The following is a 14,831-nucleotide window of genomic DNA, read 5'->3' on the forward strand; positions in this document are numbered from 1 at the left end:
ATGACTTTAAAAGTTAGAAAAGCGTTCCAAAAGCAGTGAACAACCCAGCACGGTGATAAGAATTAATGCCGAAAGCAGGAGTACGAATTTGGATTTGAAAACGGAAAGCATCATAAGTGTGCTTTTGAAATCAAGCATGGGGCCGAGAACCAAGAAAGTAAGCAGTGAACCAGACGTAAATGACGTTTGAAAAGATGAAGCGACAAAAGCGTCTGATGTGGAACATAGAGAAAGAATATAGGCGAAGCCCATCATAAACAAATGGGAACTGATAGGGCCCTGACCAATGGCAAGCAGGCTTTCGCGCTGCATAAAAACTTGAATCAGTGCGGTGAGCAGGGAGCCAAAGACGAGATATTTACCCATTTCGAAAAACTCATCAGAAGCATGAACGAAAAATGTATTTAACTTACTGGTTATGCTGCCACCCTGGTGCTGATGACCCTCCAACGCTTCTTCACTGGAAAAGTTGGCGCGGCTAATACGCAGCGGATTACTTTTGATAAAACGGTAGAGGATGAGTCCGATTATTATGGCAACTGCAAAAGCAAGTCCCATGCGGGAATAAGCAATTGCGGGATGATTTCGGAAAGCCATGAATGTAGCCGCGAATACAATAGGGTTAATGATGGGGCCGGTTATGATGAAAACGACTGCGATATAGACGGGCATTCCTTTGAGTATTAATCTTCGAACGACAGGAATCATGCCGCATTCGCACATTGGGAATAGGATGCCTAAAACGCAGGCGAACAGGATGCCAAGAATAGGATTCTTGGGAATGAAGCGGCGTATGGTTTGTTCGGATACGAATGTTTGGAGCAAGGATGAAAGCAGTACACCTAGTAAAATGAAGGGAATGGCTTCTAATAGGATGCTGATGAACAAAGTTTTGAAAGTTTGAATGCGTTCAGTTGTTAGCAGAGAAAGTGTAGGCATGTCGTTGTTTAGAAGGATAAGCACAATTAAAAGGAAACAGATCGCGAATATAACATGCATGCTCGCTCTAAAGACAGTAGTAGGCATTTGATGAAGGCTCCTTAATCATAATTATTACTATTGTAACCTATGATGAATGAAAGGGGAATAGGACAACTTTGTTAATGACGAGGTGTTCATCTACTTGACGCAAGAGGTCCATTTGCTGCACTATGTTAATAGAACAATTTATGACAGAGGGGTAATGCAAGTGGGCACTCATACGCATACGATTGACGAGATGCTAAGGGCTATGGCTCAGCAAGGATGGAGAATTACTGAGCAGCGCAGAAGTTTGGCAACGTTATTCGCTGAATCCGGAAGTTATTTGTCGCCAAAAGACGTTTATGAATACATGAAAGTTAAATATCCTGGTGTGAGTTTTGACACCGTCTACCGTAATCTTCGATTGTTGAGTGAGATGGGTGTTCTGGAGCAGTTTCACTTGGCGGATGGCTTGAAATTCAAGGCGAGTTGTTTATCCCATCATCATCACCACATGATTTGTATCAGTTGTGAAAAGACGGTCACCTTCGAGTTCTGTCCGATGAAGATGGTGAAGGATTTGCCGGAGAGTTTTGAAATTCAAAGCCATCGTTTTGAGATATTTGGATATTGCTCAGATTGTAAGTCGGGCATATCTCCCTCTTCGGAGCTGCACTAAAAAGTCAAGGAAAAGTAAAAGCAGTCTGCTGAAGATGAACTCAGCGGAACTGCTTTTTTTGGTATGCATTGCTTTTATAGTTGGGATTCCGTTAATCGCTTTTGCCAGTCATCTTCGAGGGTTTTTGCATCCAGATCCATACCTATGAGGACGAGATAAGGCGCTCCTTGGAAAGTGGTCTGCTGCCAGTTCGTGCGTTTGCCTGCGAATTGCATAACAAAGGATTCGTGCTTAGCGCCAATTATCAAATAGCCTTTCGCGCGAAGAAGTATAGAGCCCCATTTTGCTAAATAACGTTCCACAATGCGCTGTGACAAAGCAAGGTCTTCATCCATGGGGATTGTAATTGTCTGAATACGTGAGAAAGATCGAGCGTGATTGGAAGTTTCACTTGGCGGCTGTGCAGGTTTAATAGCTTGAAACTGAAACTTTTTGTTGAAATTCGGCGAGACGGTGGATTGCGATTCTTGTGGACTGAGAGTGCCGAAAATAAGCTCTAAATCGAATTGACTATGTGCGGTTGGCAGTAGTGAAGAACGTTCATTGAATTTGCGAATTGTTTTTTCGATGGACTTCTGTTGTTTATCAGAGATTAAGTCGATTTTGTTCAGAATAAGAAGATCCGCTACTTCCATCTGTCTACGAAGTGTATGGACAAGCTCTCGGTCCGAGGCAAAAATACTGTTATATTCAAGTACGTTTTCGGCATCAAGTATGGTGATGACTTTATGTAGTTTCACATGAGGAAGTAGTGCGGGCTCGGTCAATGCATCAACGATTTCCTCTGGGTTGGCAACACCGGTTAATTCAATGAGAATGACGTCAGGCTTGCGCACTAACAGTTGTTTAATGGAATCACTAATATCACTTTTCTTACTGCAGCAGATGCAGCCATCGAGCAATTTGGCCATGTTAACATCAGGAGAGGCTTCTTGGAGCAGATGGCCGTCTACATCTTGTTTCCCAAGCTCATTCATAAGAACAGCTGGTTTGAGGTTAAAAGAGGCAGCTTCTTGAAGCATGCGGATAAGCAATGTTGTCTTGCCGCTGCCTAGAAATCCACTCAGTACGATAACGGGAACTTTGCTCAAAACAAGGACTCCTTCGCCATGGGATTAAAAAGTAATTATTACGAATTGAATTGTAGTATAAAATTGGGCTGGCTGCAAGGATAAGTTTGCAAAAGAATAAGCCGGGTGCGCACCCTCAGGATGCGCTTCCGGCTTATTTGCTTTTTGCGACATGAAGCAGCTCAGGTACGGTTACAAACGAGTATCCAGCTGCTTTAAGCTTACTAATTAACGGTCCGATGGCCTGTACCGTCCCGGACAAATCCTGGCTATCAGCACCTCCGGAGTGCTGAAGGATGATAGAACCAGGCTTCGTTTGCTGCATGATATTGTTCAGCACCTGATCGGAGTTCAGCGATTTCCAGTCAAGAGAATCGACATTCCAATTCACAATCAAATAATGGTGGTCAGCAATCCATCTGACCTGCTCTTCATTTATCGCGCCGTACGGAGGGCGGATTAACTTAGGAGCGTAGCCGATTAAGCTTTGCAGCACGCTTTCCGTGCTCATAATCTGACTTTGAAATTTGTCCGCCGTCAGCTTTGGCAGGTTCGCATGACTGTAGGAGTGGTTCCCGATGATATGGCCTTCATTGACAATCCGCCTAATCATATCGGGGTGGGCGTTTGCTTGGGAGCCAAGCACGAAAAAGGTTGCTTTCACTTGGCTCGCCTTGAGGGCATCAAGCACTTTAGGTGTAAATCGGGTGTCAGGCCCGTCATCGAAGGTTAAAGCTACTTTCTTTTCCTGAGCAGAGCCGCGTACCTTGAAGGTATCTGGATATTTCACGACCAGTTGAGAGAGCGTAAGCTTCTTCTGAGAAATTCTGGCTTGGCCTTGATTTTTTTGAACAGGAACGGAAGGTTTCTTAGAAGATTCTGGATGTACGGCTGCTTTTTTTGGGCTAGGCTTGGGCGAAGGTTTGGGCGTTAAAGCAGTAGATGCTGCTTCAGGTTGAGCTGAAGTCGTGGGTGTTCCAGCAGAGAGTGGACTATCCATGCTCCTCGGACTCGCAAGATGCTCAGTATCCATTTCGTCGTTGCGGGCACTAGAATCAGCTGTTAAATCTTGTTCTTCTACATGAGTATTTTGCGTAGAGCGTTGATCGTAAATAGGCTTATTTTTTGACACACCGCAGCCTGTCGCTAACAAGCCTGCGATGGCGATGGACCAAAGCCATCTGGTCATGGCAATCCCCTCCGAGCATTATCAATATGCTCTAGCTTTTGTTAATAAGGGACATCCTATCCAGTGAAAATAACGGAATCCAAAGAGTCTGCAGCCTGTTGAGAAATATCCGTATGCTCTCGATGTAGCAAGTGGACATGAACTATTTTGGATGATGGACCGTCATTACATATACCCAAAGCAGAATAAGCAGAGAGAAAGGAGAGGGATGAGTTCATGACAGCCTTGATAAGCAACAAAAAATTAGTTGTGCTGCTGGTTTTTCTGCTGTGCGCAGGTTGTTTTCATGAAGGAGTCTTGACTCCGTCTCCCGATCAAATAACGTCTCCAACTCAAAAACATGACAGTGATTTTTCGGTCGTTCCAGGTGAAAGAATTGGTATTCAAGATCAAGTTCACCCTATGAACTTAAAACCAACCAAAGTGATCTCATTCGTGGATGCGCTTCATGGCTATGGTGTTGCTTCGAGCACTCGTGATCTCCAATTTTTGAAATCCAGTGACGGTGGGATGACCTGGCGGGCTCTGAGTAGATTACCTCGTACAATCAAGCCAATTGCGATTTCTTTTTTTGATTCTCAAACGGGTTGGCTGCTTGCAAGTGAAGCTTCAAATGATAAATCAGAACTACGATTAACCTTGGACGGTGGTCAAACGTGGGAGGTAATCGCAAAAGGCTTACCTGGATTAGAGACTAATGGAGAAGAGCTGTTTTTTCGCTTTTTTGACCGACATCAAGGGTTGATTGCGTTCCAGAGCGGTAAAGAGATGATGCTCCTTTGTACACAAGATGGGGGGTTGACTTGGTCCGCATCAAGCCGTATCTCCATGCCCATTGAAGAAAAGGGTGTGTTTACGTTCCTTTCAACTATGGAGGGTTGGTTTATTGAGCCCAGTAAGAAGGATAAAGAGGTATCGATACTGTATCACATGACAGACGGGGAGACATGGCAAGAAACAGGCAGGATGCCGAGTATCCTTACGCCGCAGGCCATTTCTTTTGCTGATTCTAAAAATGGGTTCATTCTCTTGCAAACAAATCCACAAAGTAGTGAAAAAACATGGCAATTCCTTCGGACATTTGATGGAGGCGAAACGTGGAGCCAACACGAATTTCCTAGCACATTCCAGCCGCTAGCTGAAAGTTTATACCTAGGTTTTCCTACAGCGACTAGCGGCTGGCTTCTGGATGCTAAAGATTTGTGGCGAACGACAGACGGCGGGTTGAACTGGCGTTTACTAACGCCATAAACCTCTTATATGATTTTCTGATAGGTAACGATATCGAGAAATTGGCCCCATTTAAAACCAACCTCACGGAAATGTGCGCACTGTGTATAGCCGTTTTTCGCAAACATATGAATGCTAGGTGTATTATCCGCACAAATTGTGGAGACCAGAGCGTGAAAGCCGCGTTCTTTGGCAACAGATTCAATGTACTGAATGGCTGCCGAGCCCAATCCTTTGCCCGTGCATGCCGGATGCAAATAGATCGTCACTTCCCCGGTGGTATCATAGGCTTGCTTTTTCTTGTGCGGCATGACTTGTACATATCCTTGAAGGCTCCCATCCCATGTTATTACATAAGTTTGGTAACGCGGGTTAGGATGAATAACACTCTCCGTAAATTCTGATAGTTCTACGGGCTCCGTGTGAAAAGAAACAGTCGTATGCATGACAAAATAATTGTAAATATCCATCAGAAGGGGAATGTCAGACTCTTCTAATTCTTTAAATATTAGGGCGGACATGGTGTAAGCTCCTCGCTGTGAGATTTAGACAACACATTCAAATATGTTCAACGGAAGAAGCTAAAATCCTTTTTAAAAGGGACAATTCTAAATAGACATCCACCCATATTCCATGTATCTTAGATATAATGTCTTACTATTAATAGAAGATAAAGTTCAACATCGGAAATAGGGGGAGTCACATGTCGGGCAATTCAAGTTACATTCTCGTGATCGTCATTGGCGTAATCGTACTCGCTGGTCTTACATTCATGAATCTTCGCAAAATAAGCAGATCTACGGCAGATCTGACCCAGCTCAAAAGAAGAACGCTGCTCTGGAGCGAAATATCACTTGCGCTTTTCGTTCTGCAATTTTTCTTCCGTGATCGTGAAGGAGGGTTCCTGCTGTTCTTTGGAATTCTTACTCTATTTACAGGAGCGCATTATCTCGGTGTATTGTATTATTCACGAAAAAGAAGCAACTAAAGGCGAAGAAGCTCTCCTCAGTAGTTCTACTACTAATGGAAAGCTTCTATTTTTATATTCCTGATTTTCTTCAATTAAACTCATCCTGTTATTCGTTCCAACTCGATGGCTGCGTTTTTGTCGGCTTCATCCATTTTTGATACCATTTCTTCTTTTTCTTCTGCTCCATTAACGTTCTTAATTGCAGCATGACCAGCTTGGCCCTGTCTTCATCCGCATATTTGTTACGCAAACGCTCAAAAATTGTGTGATCTTGCATAGGATACCTTCTTTTCTGACTGTAAGATGAATGCGAAATAAAGAGAATGTATGTTCTTGTTTCTATCATATCACATGAAGTACACAGGAGGGAATACAAGGTCTTAATTTTTTGCTAATAAAAAATAACTAGGTGCATCTTGCCTCGGTAAAAGCGGTATCGGACAACTTGGTTCCAGTTTGATTGATCAAAAACAGTATCATGTCAGAATTCCTAGCATAGTATGTAGGAAGGTGGTGAGATAAATGACATTTACACTTGCAGACTGGATGATATACACCATGTGGGCCATATTTGGATTAATGATCATTGATTTTCTAATCGCCTTTTTCCAATCATTTTGGAAAGGCTCTTTTGATCCAACTTTTGTATTAGGTTATTTGAAAGATGTCCTATATATTGTTCTGCCATTAGAGATTGTTTTATCCTTGATTCCAACAGATCCAACAAGGTGGACTCTTATTATTTTTTATTTCGTTGGAGGTATCGCTGCAATTCTCAAGTATTTATTGGACATTAAAAGAAAATTTCAATAAATAAGACTGTGGCCTTCCTTCATGGGAGGCCTATGGTTTTCATAGAATAATACAAACCGTCTTAAAGGAAGTGAGTCCATGAAGAGATATCAGTGGATAAAGTGGCGAACATTCATCCTATGGGTCGCAGCGCTCGTCTTAACCGGCATGCTGTTATGGGCAGGAGGCCCGACATCTTGGAATATCGCATTGACTATTATCGGTATTGTGATGCAGCTGCTCTTTGCCATAATGTTCATGATTGTCCAGTTCGTAGCCCTTTTCTGGTTCCTAGCCCGTGGACGCACGTATTGGATTTTGCCTGGAGAGACAGGGGCCACTTGGGATGACTACCGGGGTAACCCCGAAATCGTTGAGAATGCCAAACGAATCGTCACTCTGCTCAAAGGTGTAAAGGAGTTCAAGGAAATGGGTGGCGAGGCGATCAGAGGCTTGCTGCTCTGCGGTCCTCCTGGCACCGGTAAGTCCTACCTGGCTCAGGTGATTGCAAACGAAGCACAGGTGCCTTTTGCTTATGCCTCGGCTCCCAGCTTTCAAAACATGTTCTTCGGCGTCGGCAACCTGAAGGTGATGCGCCTCTACAAGAAGACCCGGAAGCTGGCGACTGTGTACGGAGCCTGCATTATCTTCATCGACGAGATTGACGCTATTGGGATGAGTCGACAGTCCGGAGCTGGAGGAGGAGGCATGTTCGGCATGGGTGGCGGCTCTGGCCTGCTCAACGAGCTGCTCCTGCAGATGGACCCGCCGAATATCGACAACTCCAAGATTTCCAAGATGCTTCGCTCGTTGGGGCTGCGGCGCAAGAAGGCAGAACGGCCAGCGGTGCTGACGGTCGCAGCGACCAACCTGCCTGATGTACTCGACTCCGCTCTTCTCAGGCCCGGCCGCTTCGACAGGCAGCTCTGGGTCGATACCCCCGACTATGATGGTCGGGTAGACGTCTTCCAGTACTATCTCCGGAAAGTGAAACGGGACTCTTCGTTAACTCCGGAAGCAGCGGCACTCGATACAGTCGGCTATAGCCCTGCGCAGATCAAACATATCGTTAATGAATCGCTTGTTATCGCCCACCAACGGGGAGCCCAAGAAGCCAGTTACGAGGACTTCCGGGCTGCCATGGAGACCTATGAGTGGGGACTCAAACAGCCGCTCCGTTCCATGAGAGACGACGAGAAGCGGAATGTTGCCTACCATGAGGCCGGCCATGCGGTGGCCCAGTACCTACTAAAGCCCCACGACCGGGTCTGGAAAGTGACGATCATCCGCCGTGGCGGCGCGCTAGGTTTAGCTGCCACCAAGCCAATGCATGAACGGTATAACCGAAGCGATAGTGAGATCTTAGCGGAGATCCAAGTCTGTCTGGCAGCCCGGGCAGTGGAAGAGGAGTTCTTAGAAAAAAAATTAAACGGTGTCACCTCCGATCTGCAGCAGGCTACCGAGATGGCCGGCGCTTACCTCGGAATGGTCGGTATGGGCGATGAACTGTTCAGTTGGCTTGCAACGGGCTCGCGGGCCGATGCACTTAAGGCACTCCGGCCAAAAATTAACGAGCTTCTGAAGGATCAGATGCTCCAAGTAAAAAATCTAGTAAGGGAACACGCTGACTTCGTTCACACCATTGCTGAGGAGTTACTAAAACAAGGGGATCTCACCGGCGAGGAGATTGAGCAGATCTATGTACGGCTGTATGGCCGTAGCCGGCCTGAGCCAACTGAGGTAAAGTCCCAGACGGTTATCGATTCCCCCGCCCAAGTTGCTCAGGAACAGCTGCCAGAAGAGGATGCCAATGATACGAAGGATTCCGAATAAACAAGCGCTATAAAATAATAACGGCGACTGCTTGCTTAGTCGCCTATATTTTATAATAAATAAACAAAACAAAGGCTCTAGGGTAAGTTTTCCCTTGGGCTTTTTTCGTTTATCGAACTGTGCATGACCCCCTATTAAATAGATCAATTGTAGAACTATATACAGGAATAAAGGTTTACAGAAATAAGGAGGAATGGGTTATGGGAGCCATTATTTCAATCGGTAATCAAAAAGGCGGTGTTGGCAAAACGACAACCACAGCCATCACGGGGTATCTCCTCTCTAAGAAGTACAAGGTTCTCTGTGTGGACTTCGATAGCCAAGGTAATTTGACACAGTTTCTTACTCAACGAGATATACACGATTACTCCAAAATGACTATTTTTGAGGCATGTAAAAACATGAATCCCACCCCCTACATCCGCAAGTTAACCTACAACCTTCACTTCATTCCGGCTGACGAAATGCTTGCAACTTTGCCCATGCTTATCCATCAAAATCCTTCAATGAGTTCGACCATTTTGAGAGATACACTACATAAAGTAAAGTCCAGATACGATTACATACTTATTGATTTACCTCCAAATCTCGGAGAACACACTATTAATGGATTAGTGGCTTCAGACTATGCAATCGTCATGCTACAATGCGAACCAATGTGTTATGACGCGCTGGACAGATACATCGCAACAATGATTCACATCAAAGAGGTTAAAAAGCTGGACCTTGTTTTATGCGGCATATTGCCAACAATGATCGATTCTAGAACAATCATTGATAAAACAATCATTGATAGGGTAAGGAGAGAATACGAGGGAGTTGTGTTTAGAGCGGAAATAAAGCGAAGAAATAGAATCAAGGAGTTTTCTATTACAGGAATACAGGAATACAGTAATATGGATACATCGGCACTAAGAAATTATAGAAATTTTGTCGAGGAGCTGGAGCAGCGTGTCCAAGCGTGATGCGATTGAACAGTTATTAGGAAAACGGCGGAGTCAAGAAATACAGGAAACTGTAAATACAGGTATACAGAAACCTGTAAATAAGAAAAAAGCAACATTTGATTTCGATGATCAATTCCATACTGAGTTAAAGATATTCGCCGCGAAAGAGAATAAGAAGATGGTAGATGTTGTGGTAGAGGCCGTGAAAGAGTATATGCGAAGACATAAGAATACCCCACCGGTCGACTAGGCCAGTGGGGATTCGTTCATTTTACAGACTGCACGACAACCGCGACACGCTAATAGGCTTTTTATAATTTGGTCACTAATCGGTCATCATGTGCTAAAAATCCAAGCTGTACTATATACATTCTAGGTCCTGTTTTAACGAAAAAACCCTTATAGAATAAGGGTTTTAGTAAACTGTATTATAAATAATAACGGCGACTGCTTGCGCAGCCGCCTCATGGGAGAGGAGAAACCGGACGAAGAGCTTATGGGGAAACGTAAGTCTTCTCCGCGGTTGTCTACGACATTCTCTGATGTCGATAGTTCAAGGATGACCGTTTTACGGGAAATTTATACATCACAGGGATAAAATTTTTGTGTCCGATTAGAGCTTGTGGTACGATAGCAAAAGAATGAGCCAGCTAGAAGGGAAATACGTAAGATGAGAGTGATTTCAGGCACCGCCAAAGGCAGGCCGTTAAAAGCTGTACCCGGTAACAGCACCCGGCCAACAACGGATAAAGTGAAAGAGGCGATCTTCAGTATGATCGGTCCTTATTTTGATGGAGGACAAGTGCTTGATCTATTCGCCGGTACAGGCGGACTCGGGATTGAAGCGCTTAGCCGCGGGATGGATAAGGCTGTCTTCATTGATATCGAGAAGAAAAGCATCGACACGATTGGGCAGAATTTAGTAACCGCAGGTCTCAAGGACCAAGCCGAGATCTACCGAACGGATGCTACACGGGCTTTGAAAGCGTTAGCGAAGCGGGAGCAGCAATTTGAACTTGTCTTCCTCGATCCTCCGTACAAAATGAAATTTATCGCGGAGCTGATCAGTAAGATGGAAGAGCAGTCGATCATTAAATTGAATGCCACGATAGTTGTAGAGCACGATGCAAAGGATGTCCTCGATGACACCATTGGTGGGTTTAAACAGCAGCGAAGATCCGATTACGGAGATACCGCCGTCACGATTTACAAAAGATCAGCAGAATAAATACGAGCAAGTTTTTAAGGAGATGAACAGCATGATGAGGCAAGAACACGGAAGCACAGTTGCCGTTTATCCAGGCAGTTTTGATCCTGTGACACACGGCCATCTTGACATTATACATAGAGCGGCAAAGGTGTTTGATAAGTTGATTGTAGCTGTACTGAATAACACGTCCAAGAATCCTCTGTTCACATTGGAAGAACGGATGGAGCTTATTAGGAAAGTGACCAAGGATTTGCCGAATGTAGAGGTGGATGGTTTTAGAGATTTGATGGTTAATTATATGAAGGCTCGCAACGTGCGTCTAATTGTTCGTGGGCTTCGGGCGGTCTCTGACTTTGAGTATGAATTGCAGATGGCGTCGACGAATCACAAGCTGAATCCAGATGTCGAAACTTTCTTCATGACTTCGAAGCCTCAGTTCTCATACTTGAGTTCAAGTATTGTGAAGGAGATTGCTAAGTTTCACGGACCGGTGGAAGATCTAGTTCCAGCTGAGGTGGAAGAAGCATTGAAAAAGAAATTCCCTCGAATCTAATGGGGTTATGAATCAATCGTTTTCTTTTTGAAAGTTCTCAGAACCGTTGAAATAAACATCATCAAAGTGAATAATAGAAGGAACTGAATCAGCATAGGTCCCAACAGGCCCCATGCCGATTCGCCGTTCAATGGAAAGGCAACCGTAGGATATTCGCTTTTGGCTTTGTCTAACCAAAGAAAACTGGGCTCAGAATCCAGCAAGAGCAGCTGCAGAGGCTTCCAAAACAGAACGGTAAAGACTGAAGCGAGTACAGCGTGCAGAACACGGAACTGGAAGAAGAATAGGTAACGAGCATCTGTTTTTTGATGAAAGCCAGCAACTTGCGCGTGAGCAGACAAGCCTCCCCAGCCAAGAAAAGCGCTTAGAAGCGCCATTTGCGGAAGTAAGGAGAGGCCTTGTGCTTGGCTAAATGCATAGGCGCCCAGATGAATTTCCAGAATCCCCTTGAGCCACTGAGGTGTGGTATCGATATGGACATTCATAAAACCAAGTAAATAGTGTGTGACGGGTCGAAAGACATCCGTCAGATGAGTTATGTTAACTACATTAATCAGTACGGAAAAAATCATCATATAACCGCCAATTAGCATTAAGGTTTGCACGGAAGAGGTTACCGAATCCCCAAGCAGCTTACCGAAAGGACGTCCGTCGTGTAAATAAGCTTGGCGCATCGTTGATATGGCGAGTTTCCAGATGGAACTGGATGCTTGATGATTAGGCCGTAAAGTGGCTATTTGGAATTCATGAGAGTCAGATATGGGCTGCTCTGTTTTTTTTGATTTTCTCATCAAAATTCCTGTTAAAATAGCCGAGCTATAATGGACTACTGCAAGTATGAAGCCCAGCCTAGCGCTGTGCAGAAAGCCGACACCTACAACCATAATCAGGAATAAGGGGCTGCACAAATGGGACAGTGCCGTTAAACGTTCTGTTTCTGTTTGGGAGATGAGTTTTTTTTCCCTCAGAGTAGCTGTAATTTTGGCTCCAGTAGGAAATCCTACTATAAGGCCAGAGGCTAGCGCCCATCCACTTACACCGGGAAGACGGAATACATTTCTCATCAGCGGCTCCAGAAGAATGCCTATCCCTTGAATAACGCCAAAACCGATTAACAGCTCGGTCATAATGAGAAAAGGCATCAGTGCTGGGAAGACAAGCTTCCACCAAATTGTAAGTCCCTCGAGCGAAGACTGAAATGCTTTGTCCGGGAATAAAATGATAGACACGACTACAAGGGCAGCCAAAGACCCCAGTACCAGCGTTGTGAGTTTGGAGTTGGATCTTACATTCTTAGGCTGCATAATATCACCTCGTCCTTTAAACATGCTTCAATTGTACGCTAGAGGATGCGGGTTTAGACCAAGCTTTCGCTTGTCAGGTAAAGGAAAAGACACCACTTGTATAAGGCATCAGGAAGGGGAACCTGCATGGAGAACGAAGAAGAGAATACGATTCGAACATGGTCGAATGATTCATATCAATATCCGAGAAGATCGGCGACTAGGCGTTATTTAATATCCGCATTAGTCGGAGTTGTCATTGTTTATTTGTTATTTTTTGTGAGACTTCCATTTTTTATATTCATGCCAGGGACAGCGGAAGAAATTAAACCGATGGTGACGATCCCCAAAGGCACTGGTGACGAAAAGGGAACGCTGATGCTAACCACAGTGCGAGTTGCCGATGCCAACATGGTCAATTATTTAATCGGTCTCGTACATCCTTATGAAGAGATTCAGCCCAAAACGAGTGTTTTACGTAAGGGTGAATCGGAGCAAGAATATTCACAGCGTCAAGAGTATGTTATGTTGACATCTCAAGCGAGTGCTATTCAAGCGGCATATAAGCAAGCGAAAATACCTTTTCATATCAATCATGAAGGGGTTATGGTGCTCCAGACGCTGCCTGGCCTATCTGGAGAAAAGGCTCTCAAACCGGGAGATGTGCTTCTAAAAGCTGGAGATAAAGAAGTGAAGGTCGCTCAAGATTTACTAGACTCACTTAAAGGTAAAAAGGCTGGGGATACAATATCAATCACGTATTCTAGGAAAAAAGTCGAACAGCAAGCTACGTTGACCCTTGGTGCGCTTCCTAAGCAGGAGGGCGAGCAGGGCGAGTCGCGGGCCGGCATTGGGGTTGTACCAGCGGATATGCAGGCTGTAAAGGCAGACCAAGAGGACCAACAAGTATCTATTAAGGCTGGTGAGATTGGCGGTCCCTCTGCTGGACTAATGTTCTCCTTAGAGATATACAATCAACTCGTGGCAGATGATATTACCAAAGGTTATCGCATTGCAGGAACAGGGACGATTGAAAGCGACGGCACTGTAGGTCCAATTGGCGGTATTCAGCATAAGATCATTGCCGCGGATCGGGAAAAGGCCGATTATTTCTTTGCACCCAAAGATATGACTTATAAAGATGGTACCAAAGTTGAGAATTACACAACGGCTGTCGAGAGAGCCAATCAAATTAAGACCAAAATGAAAATTGTCGAAATCGGCACCATGGAAGATGCGCTCAAATTTCTAGCAGCATTGCCTCCGAAATAAGCTAGATCCAGTGAAAATAATATAATTTAAATTGACAAAAGGCATGCAAACTGGATATAATAATCTTTGTTTGTTTGGGGTGAATACACATGCAAATTCGTTTTATGGAGCTATCTCTTAAAGGACAGGTTCATATGACCGAAGAATTAACATTGACCGAACCTTTTGAAGGACGTCAAGATATCCTTGGTCATGGTCCCGTACACGTCGATCTTCAAGCCGTGTATGAAGATGGAGCAGTAAAAGTTAACGGTACGTTAACGCTAGACTTGGAGTTAAGCTGTTCACGATGCTTATCGCACACTAACCAAACAATCGAACTTCCTTTTGAGGAAGTCTTTATGCAAAAACCAGAAGAAGAAGATCCGGATTTAGACGAGGATATTCATTTGGTGGTAGGAGATAAAGTCGATTTGGAGCCTTACGTTGTAGAAAATGTAGTGGTCGGTTTACCGTACATACCACTTTGTGACGAAGCGTGCAAAGGTCTCTGTCCCGTGTGCGGAGAGAATCGCAATCAACGTGATTGCGGCTGTAAGCAGGAGAAGATTGATCCTAGGCTTGCAGGTCTCGCGGACTTTTTTAACAAAGAATAAGGCAACGCCCGAAATTCGTATAAGGAGGTGTTTTGAATATGGCAGTACCTCAAAGAAGAACGTCCAAAACTCGTCGCGACAAGCGCCGTACTCACTTTAAATTGGAAGTTCCAGGCATGGTGAAATGTGAACAATGTGGAGAACTGAAGCTAGCACACCGCGTGTGCAAGTCTTGCGGAACTTACAAAGGTAGAGAGATCGTAAAAGCATAAGATTGGACATAGTACTTCATCCTAGTGTGAGG

Annotated in this window: 18 protein-coding genes; 12 read left to right on the forward strand and 6 right to left on the reverse strand. The window is 44.6% G+C overall.

All coding sequences use genetic code 11. From position 1 onward, the window contains the following. Positions 1–6 precede the first annotated feature (6 nt). The gene (locus tag NYR53_RS15560) at positions 7–1,026 is read right to left on the reverse strand and encodes a permease (protein WP_261305985.1); all 1,020 of its coding nucleotides are present in this window, start codon (positions 1,024–1,026) and stop codon (positions 7–9) included. 157 nt (positions 1,027–1,183) lie between these two features. On the opposite strand from NYR53_RS15560, the gene NYR53_RS15565 reads away from it, so the two are divergent. Beyond that, entirely contained in the window at positions 1,184–1,642 is a 459-nt protein-coding gene (locus NYR53_RS15565) for a Fur family transcriptional regulator (protein ID WP_261306389.1), read from the forward strand. A 74-nt stretch (positions 1,643–1,716) separates the two neighbouring features. On the opposite strand, the gene NYR53_RS15570 is transcribed toward NYR53_RS15565, so the two are convergent. Continuing rightward, positions 1,717–2,733: a CobW family GTP-binding protein gene (locus NYR53_RS15570; protein WP_261305986.1), complete on the reverse strand. Its 1,017-nt coding sequence runs from the start codon at positions 2,731–2,733 to the stop codon at positions 1,717–1,719. 133 nt (positions 2,734–2,866) lie between these two features. Continuing rightward, positions 2,867–3,901, reverse strand: a complete 1,035-nt coding sequence (locus NYR53_RS15575) for a polysaccharide deacetylase family protein (RefSeq protein ID WP_261305987.1) — start codon at positions 3,899–3,901, stop codon at positions 2,867–2,869. Positions 3,902–4,117: 216 nt separating this feature from the next. On the opposite strand from NYR53_RS15575, the gene NYR53_RS15580 reads away from it, so the two are divergent. Further along, the gene (locus NYR53_RS15580) at positions 4,118–5,152 is read left to right on the forward strand and encodes a WD40/YVTN/BNR-like repeat-containing protein (RefSeq protein ID WP_261305988.1); all 1,035 of its coding nucleotides are present in this window, start codon (positions 4,118–4,120) and stop codon (positions 5,150–5,152) included. A gap of 5 nt (positions 5,153–5,157) precedes the next feature. On the opposite strand, the gene NYR53_RS15585 is transcribed toward NYR53_RS15580, so the two are convergent. After that, on the reverse strand, positions 5,158–5,652 hold the full coding sequence (locus NYR53_RS15585; protein WP_261305989.1) for a GNAT family N-acetyltransferase: 495 nt from the start codon (positions 5,650–5,652) through the stop codon (positions 5,158–5,160). Between the two features lie 182 nt (positions 5,653–5,834). On the opposite strand from NYR53_RS15585, the gene NYR53_RS15590 reads away from it, so the two are divergent. After that, entirely contained in the window at positions 5,835–6,119 is a 285-nt protein-coding gene (locus NYR53_RS15590; protein ID WP_047672726.1) for a hypothetical protein, read from the forward strand. A gap of 88 nt (positions 6,120–6,207) precedes the next feature. On the opposite strand, the gene NYR53_RS15595 is transcribed toward NYR53_RS15590, so the two are convergent. Continuing rightward, entirely contained in the window at positions 6,208–6,378 is a 171-nt protein-coding gene (locus NYR53_RS15595) for a hypothetical protein (RefSeq protein WP_154669629.1), read from the reverse strand. 245 nt (positions 6,379–6,623) lie between these two features. On the opposite strand from NYR53_RS15595, the gene NYR53_RS15600 reads away from it, so the two are divergent. The 6 genes from NYR53_RS15600 to coaD all read left to right on the forward strand — a co-directional run bounded on the left by NYR53_RS15600 (position 6,624) and on the right by coaD (position 11,436). After that, positions 6,624–6,914: a hypothetical protein gene (locus NYR53_RS15600; protein WP_261305990.1), complete on the forward strand. Its 291-nt coding sequence runs from the start codon at positions 6,624–6,626 to the stop codon at positions 6,912–6,914. Between the two features lie 78 nt (positions 6,915–6,992). Then, positions 6,993–8,726, forward strand: coding sequence for an AAA family ATPase (locus NYR53_RS15605; RefSeq protein WP_261305991.1), 1,734 nt, complete (start codon positions 6,993–6,995; stop codon positions 8,724–8,726). A gap of 200 nt (positions 8,727–8,926) precedes the next feature. Beyond that, positions 8,927–9,691, forward strand: a complete 765-nt coding sequence (locus NYR53_RS15610; RefSeq protein ID WP_261305992.1) for a ParA family protein — start codon at positions 8,927–8,929, stop codon at positions 9,689–9,691. Next, on the forward strand, positions 9,678–9,923 hold the full coding sequence (locus NYR53_RS15615; protein WP_261305993.1) for an RH3 domain-containing protein: 246 nt from the start codon (positions 9,678–9,680) through the stop codon (positions 9,921–9,923). The genes NYR53_RS15610 and NYR53_RS15615 overlap by 14 nt, the downstream gene beginning before the upstream one ends. A 420-nt stretch (positions 9,924–10,343) precedes the next feature. Beyond that, positions 10,344–10,901, forward strand: coding sequence for a 16S rRNA (guanine(966)-N(2))-methyltransferase RsmD (rsmD, locus tag NYR53_RS15620; protein WP_261305994.1), 558 nt, complete (start codon positions 10,344–10,346; stop codon positions 10,899–10,901). A gap of 34 nt (positions 10,902–10,935) precedes the next feature. After that, a complete protein-coding gene (coaD, locus tag NYR53_RS15625) occupies positions 10,936–11,436 on the forward strand; it encodes a pantetheine-phosphate adenylyltransferase (RefSeq protein WP_261306390.1) in 501 nt (166 codons plus the stop codon). A 5-nt stretch (positions 11,437–11,441) separates the two neighbouring features. Here the strand turns inward: coaD and NYR53_RS15630 are convergent, their stop codons facing one another. Further along, positions 11,442–12,740, reverse strand: coding sequence for a nucleoside recognition domain-containing protein (locus NYR53_RS15630; RefSeq protein WP_261305995.1), 1,299 nt, complete (start codon positions 12,738–12,740; stop codon positions 11,442–11,444). Between the two features lie 126 nt (positions 12,741–12,866). Here NYR53_RS15630 and NYR53_RS15635 point away from each other — a divergent pair, with 126 nt between their 5' ends. From NYR53_RS15635 to rpmF, 3 genes are all read left to right on the forward strand, one after another. Next, complete coding sequence (locus tag NYR53_RS15635) at positions 12,867–13,991, forward strand: SepM family pheromone-processing serine protease (RefSeq protein ID WP_261305996.1); 1,125 nt, start codon at positions 12,867–12,869, stop codon at positions 13,989–13,991. An 89-nt stretch (positions 13,992–14,080) separates the two neighbouring features. After that, on the forward strand, positions 14,081–14,587 hold the full coding sequence (locus tag NYR53_RS15640; protein ID WP_261305997.1) for a YceD family protein: 507 nt from the start codon (positions 14,081–14,083) through the stop codon (positions 14,585–14,587). Between the two features lie 38 nt (positions 14,588–14,625). Further along, entirely contained in the window at positions 14,626–14,799 is a 174-nt protein-coding gene (gene rpmF, locus NYR53_RS15645; RefSeq protein ID WP_029195321.1) for a 50S ribosomal protein L32, read from the forward strand. The last annotated feature ends 32 nt before the right edge of the window (positions 14,800–14,831 follow it).

It is taken from the genome of Paenibacillus andongensis (assembly GCF_025369935.1).
In the GTDB taxonomy this organism is placed as follows: Bacteria; Bacillota; Bacilli; order Paenibacillales; family NBRC-103111; genus Paenibacillus_E; species Paenibacillus_E andongensis.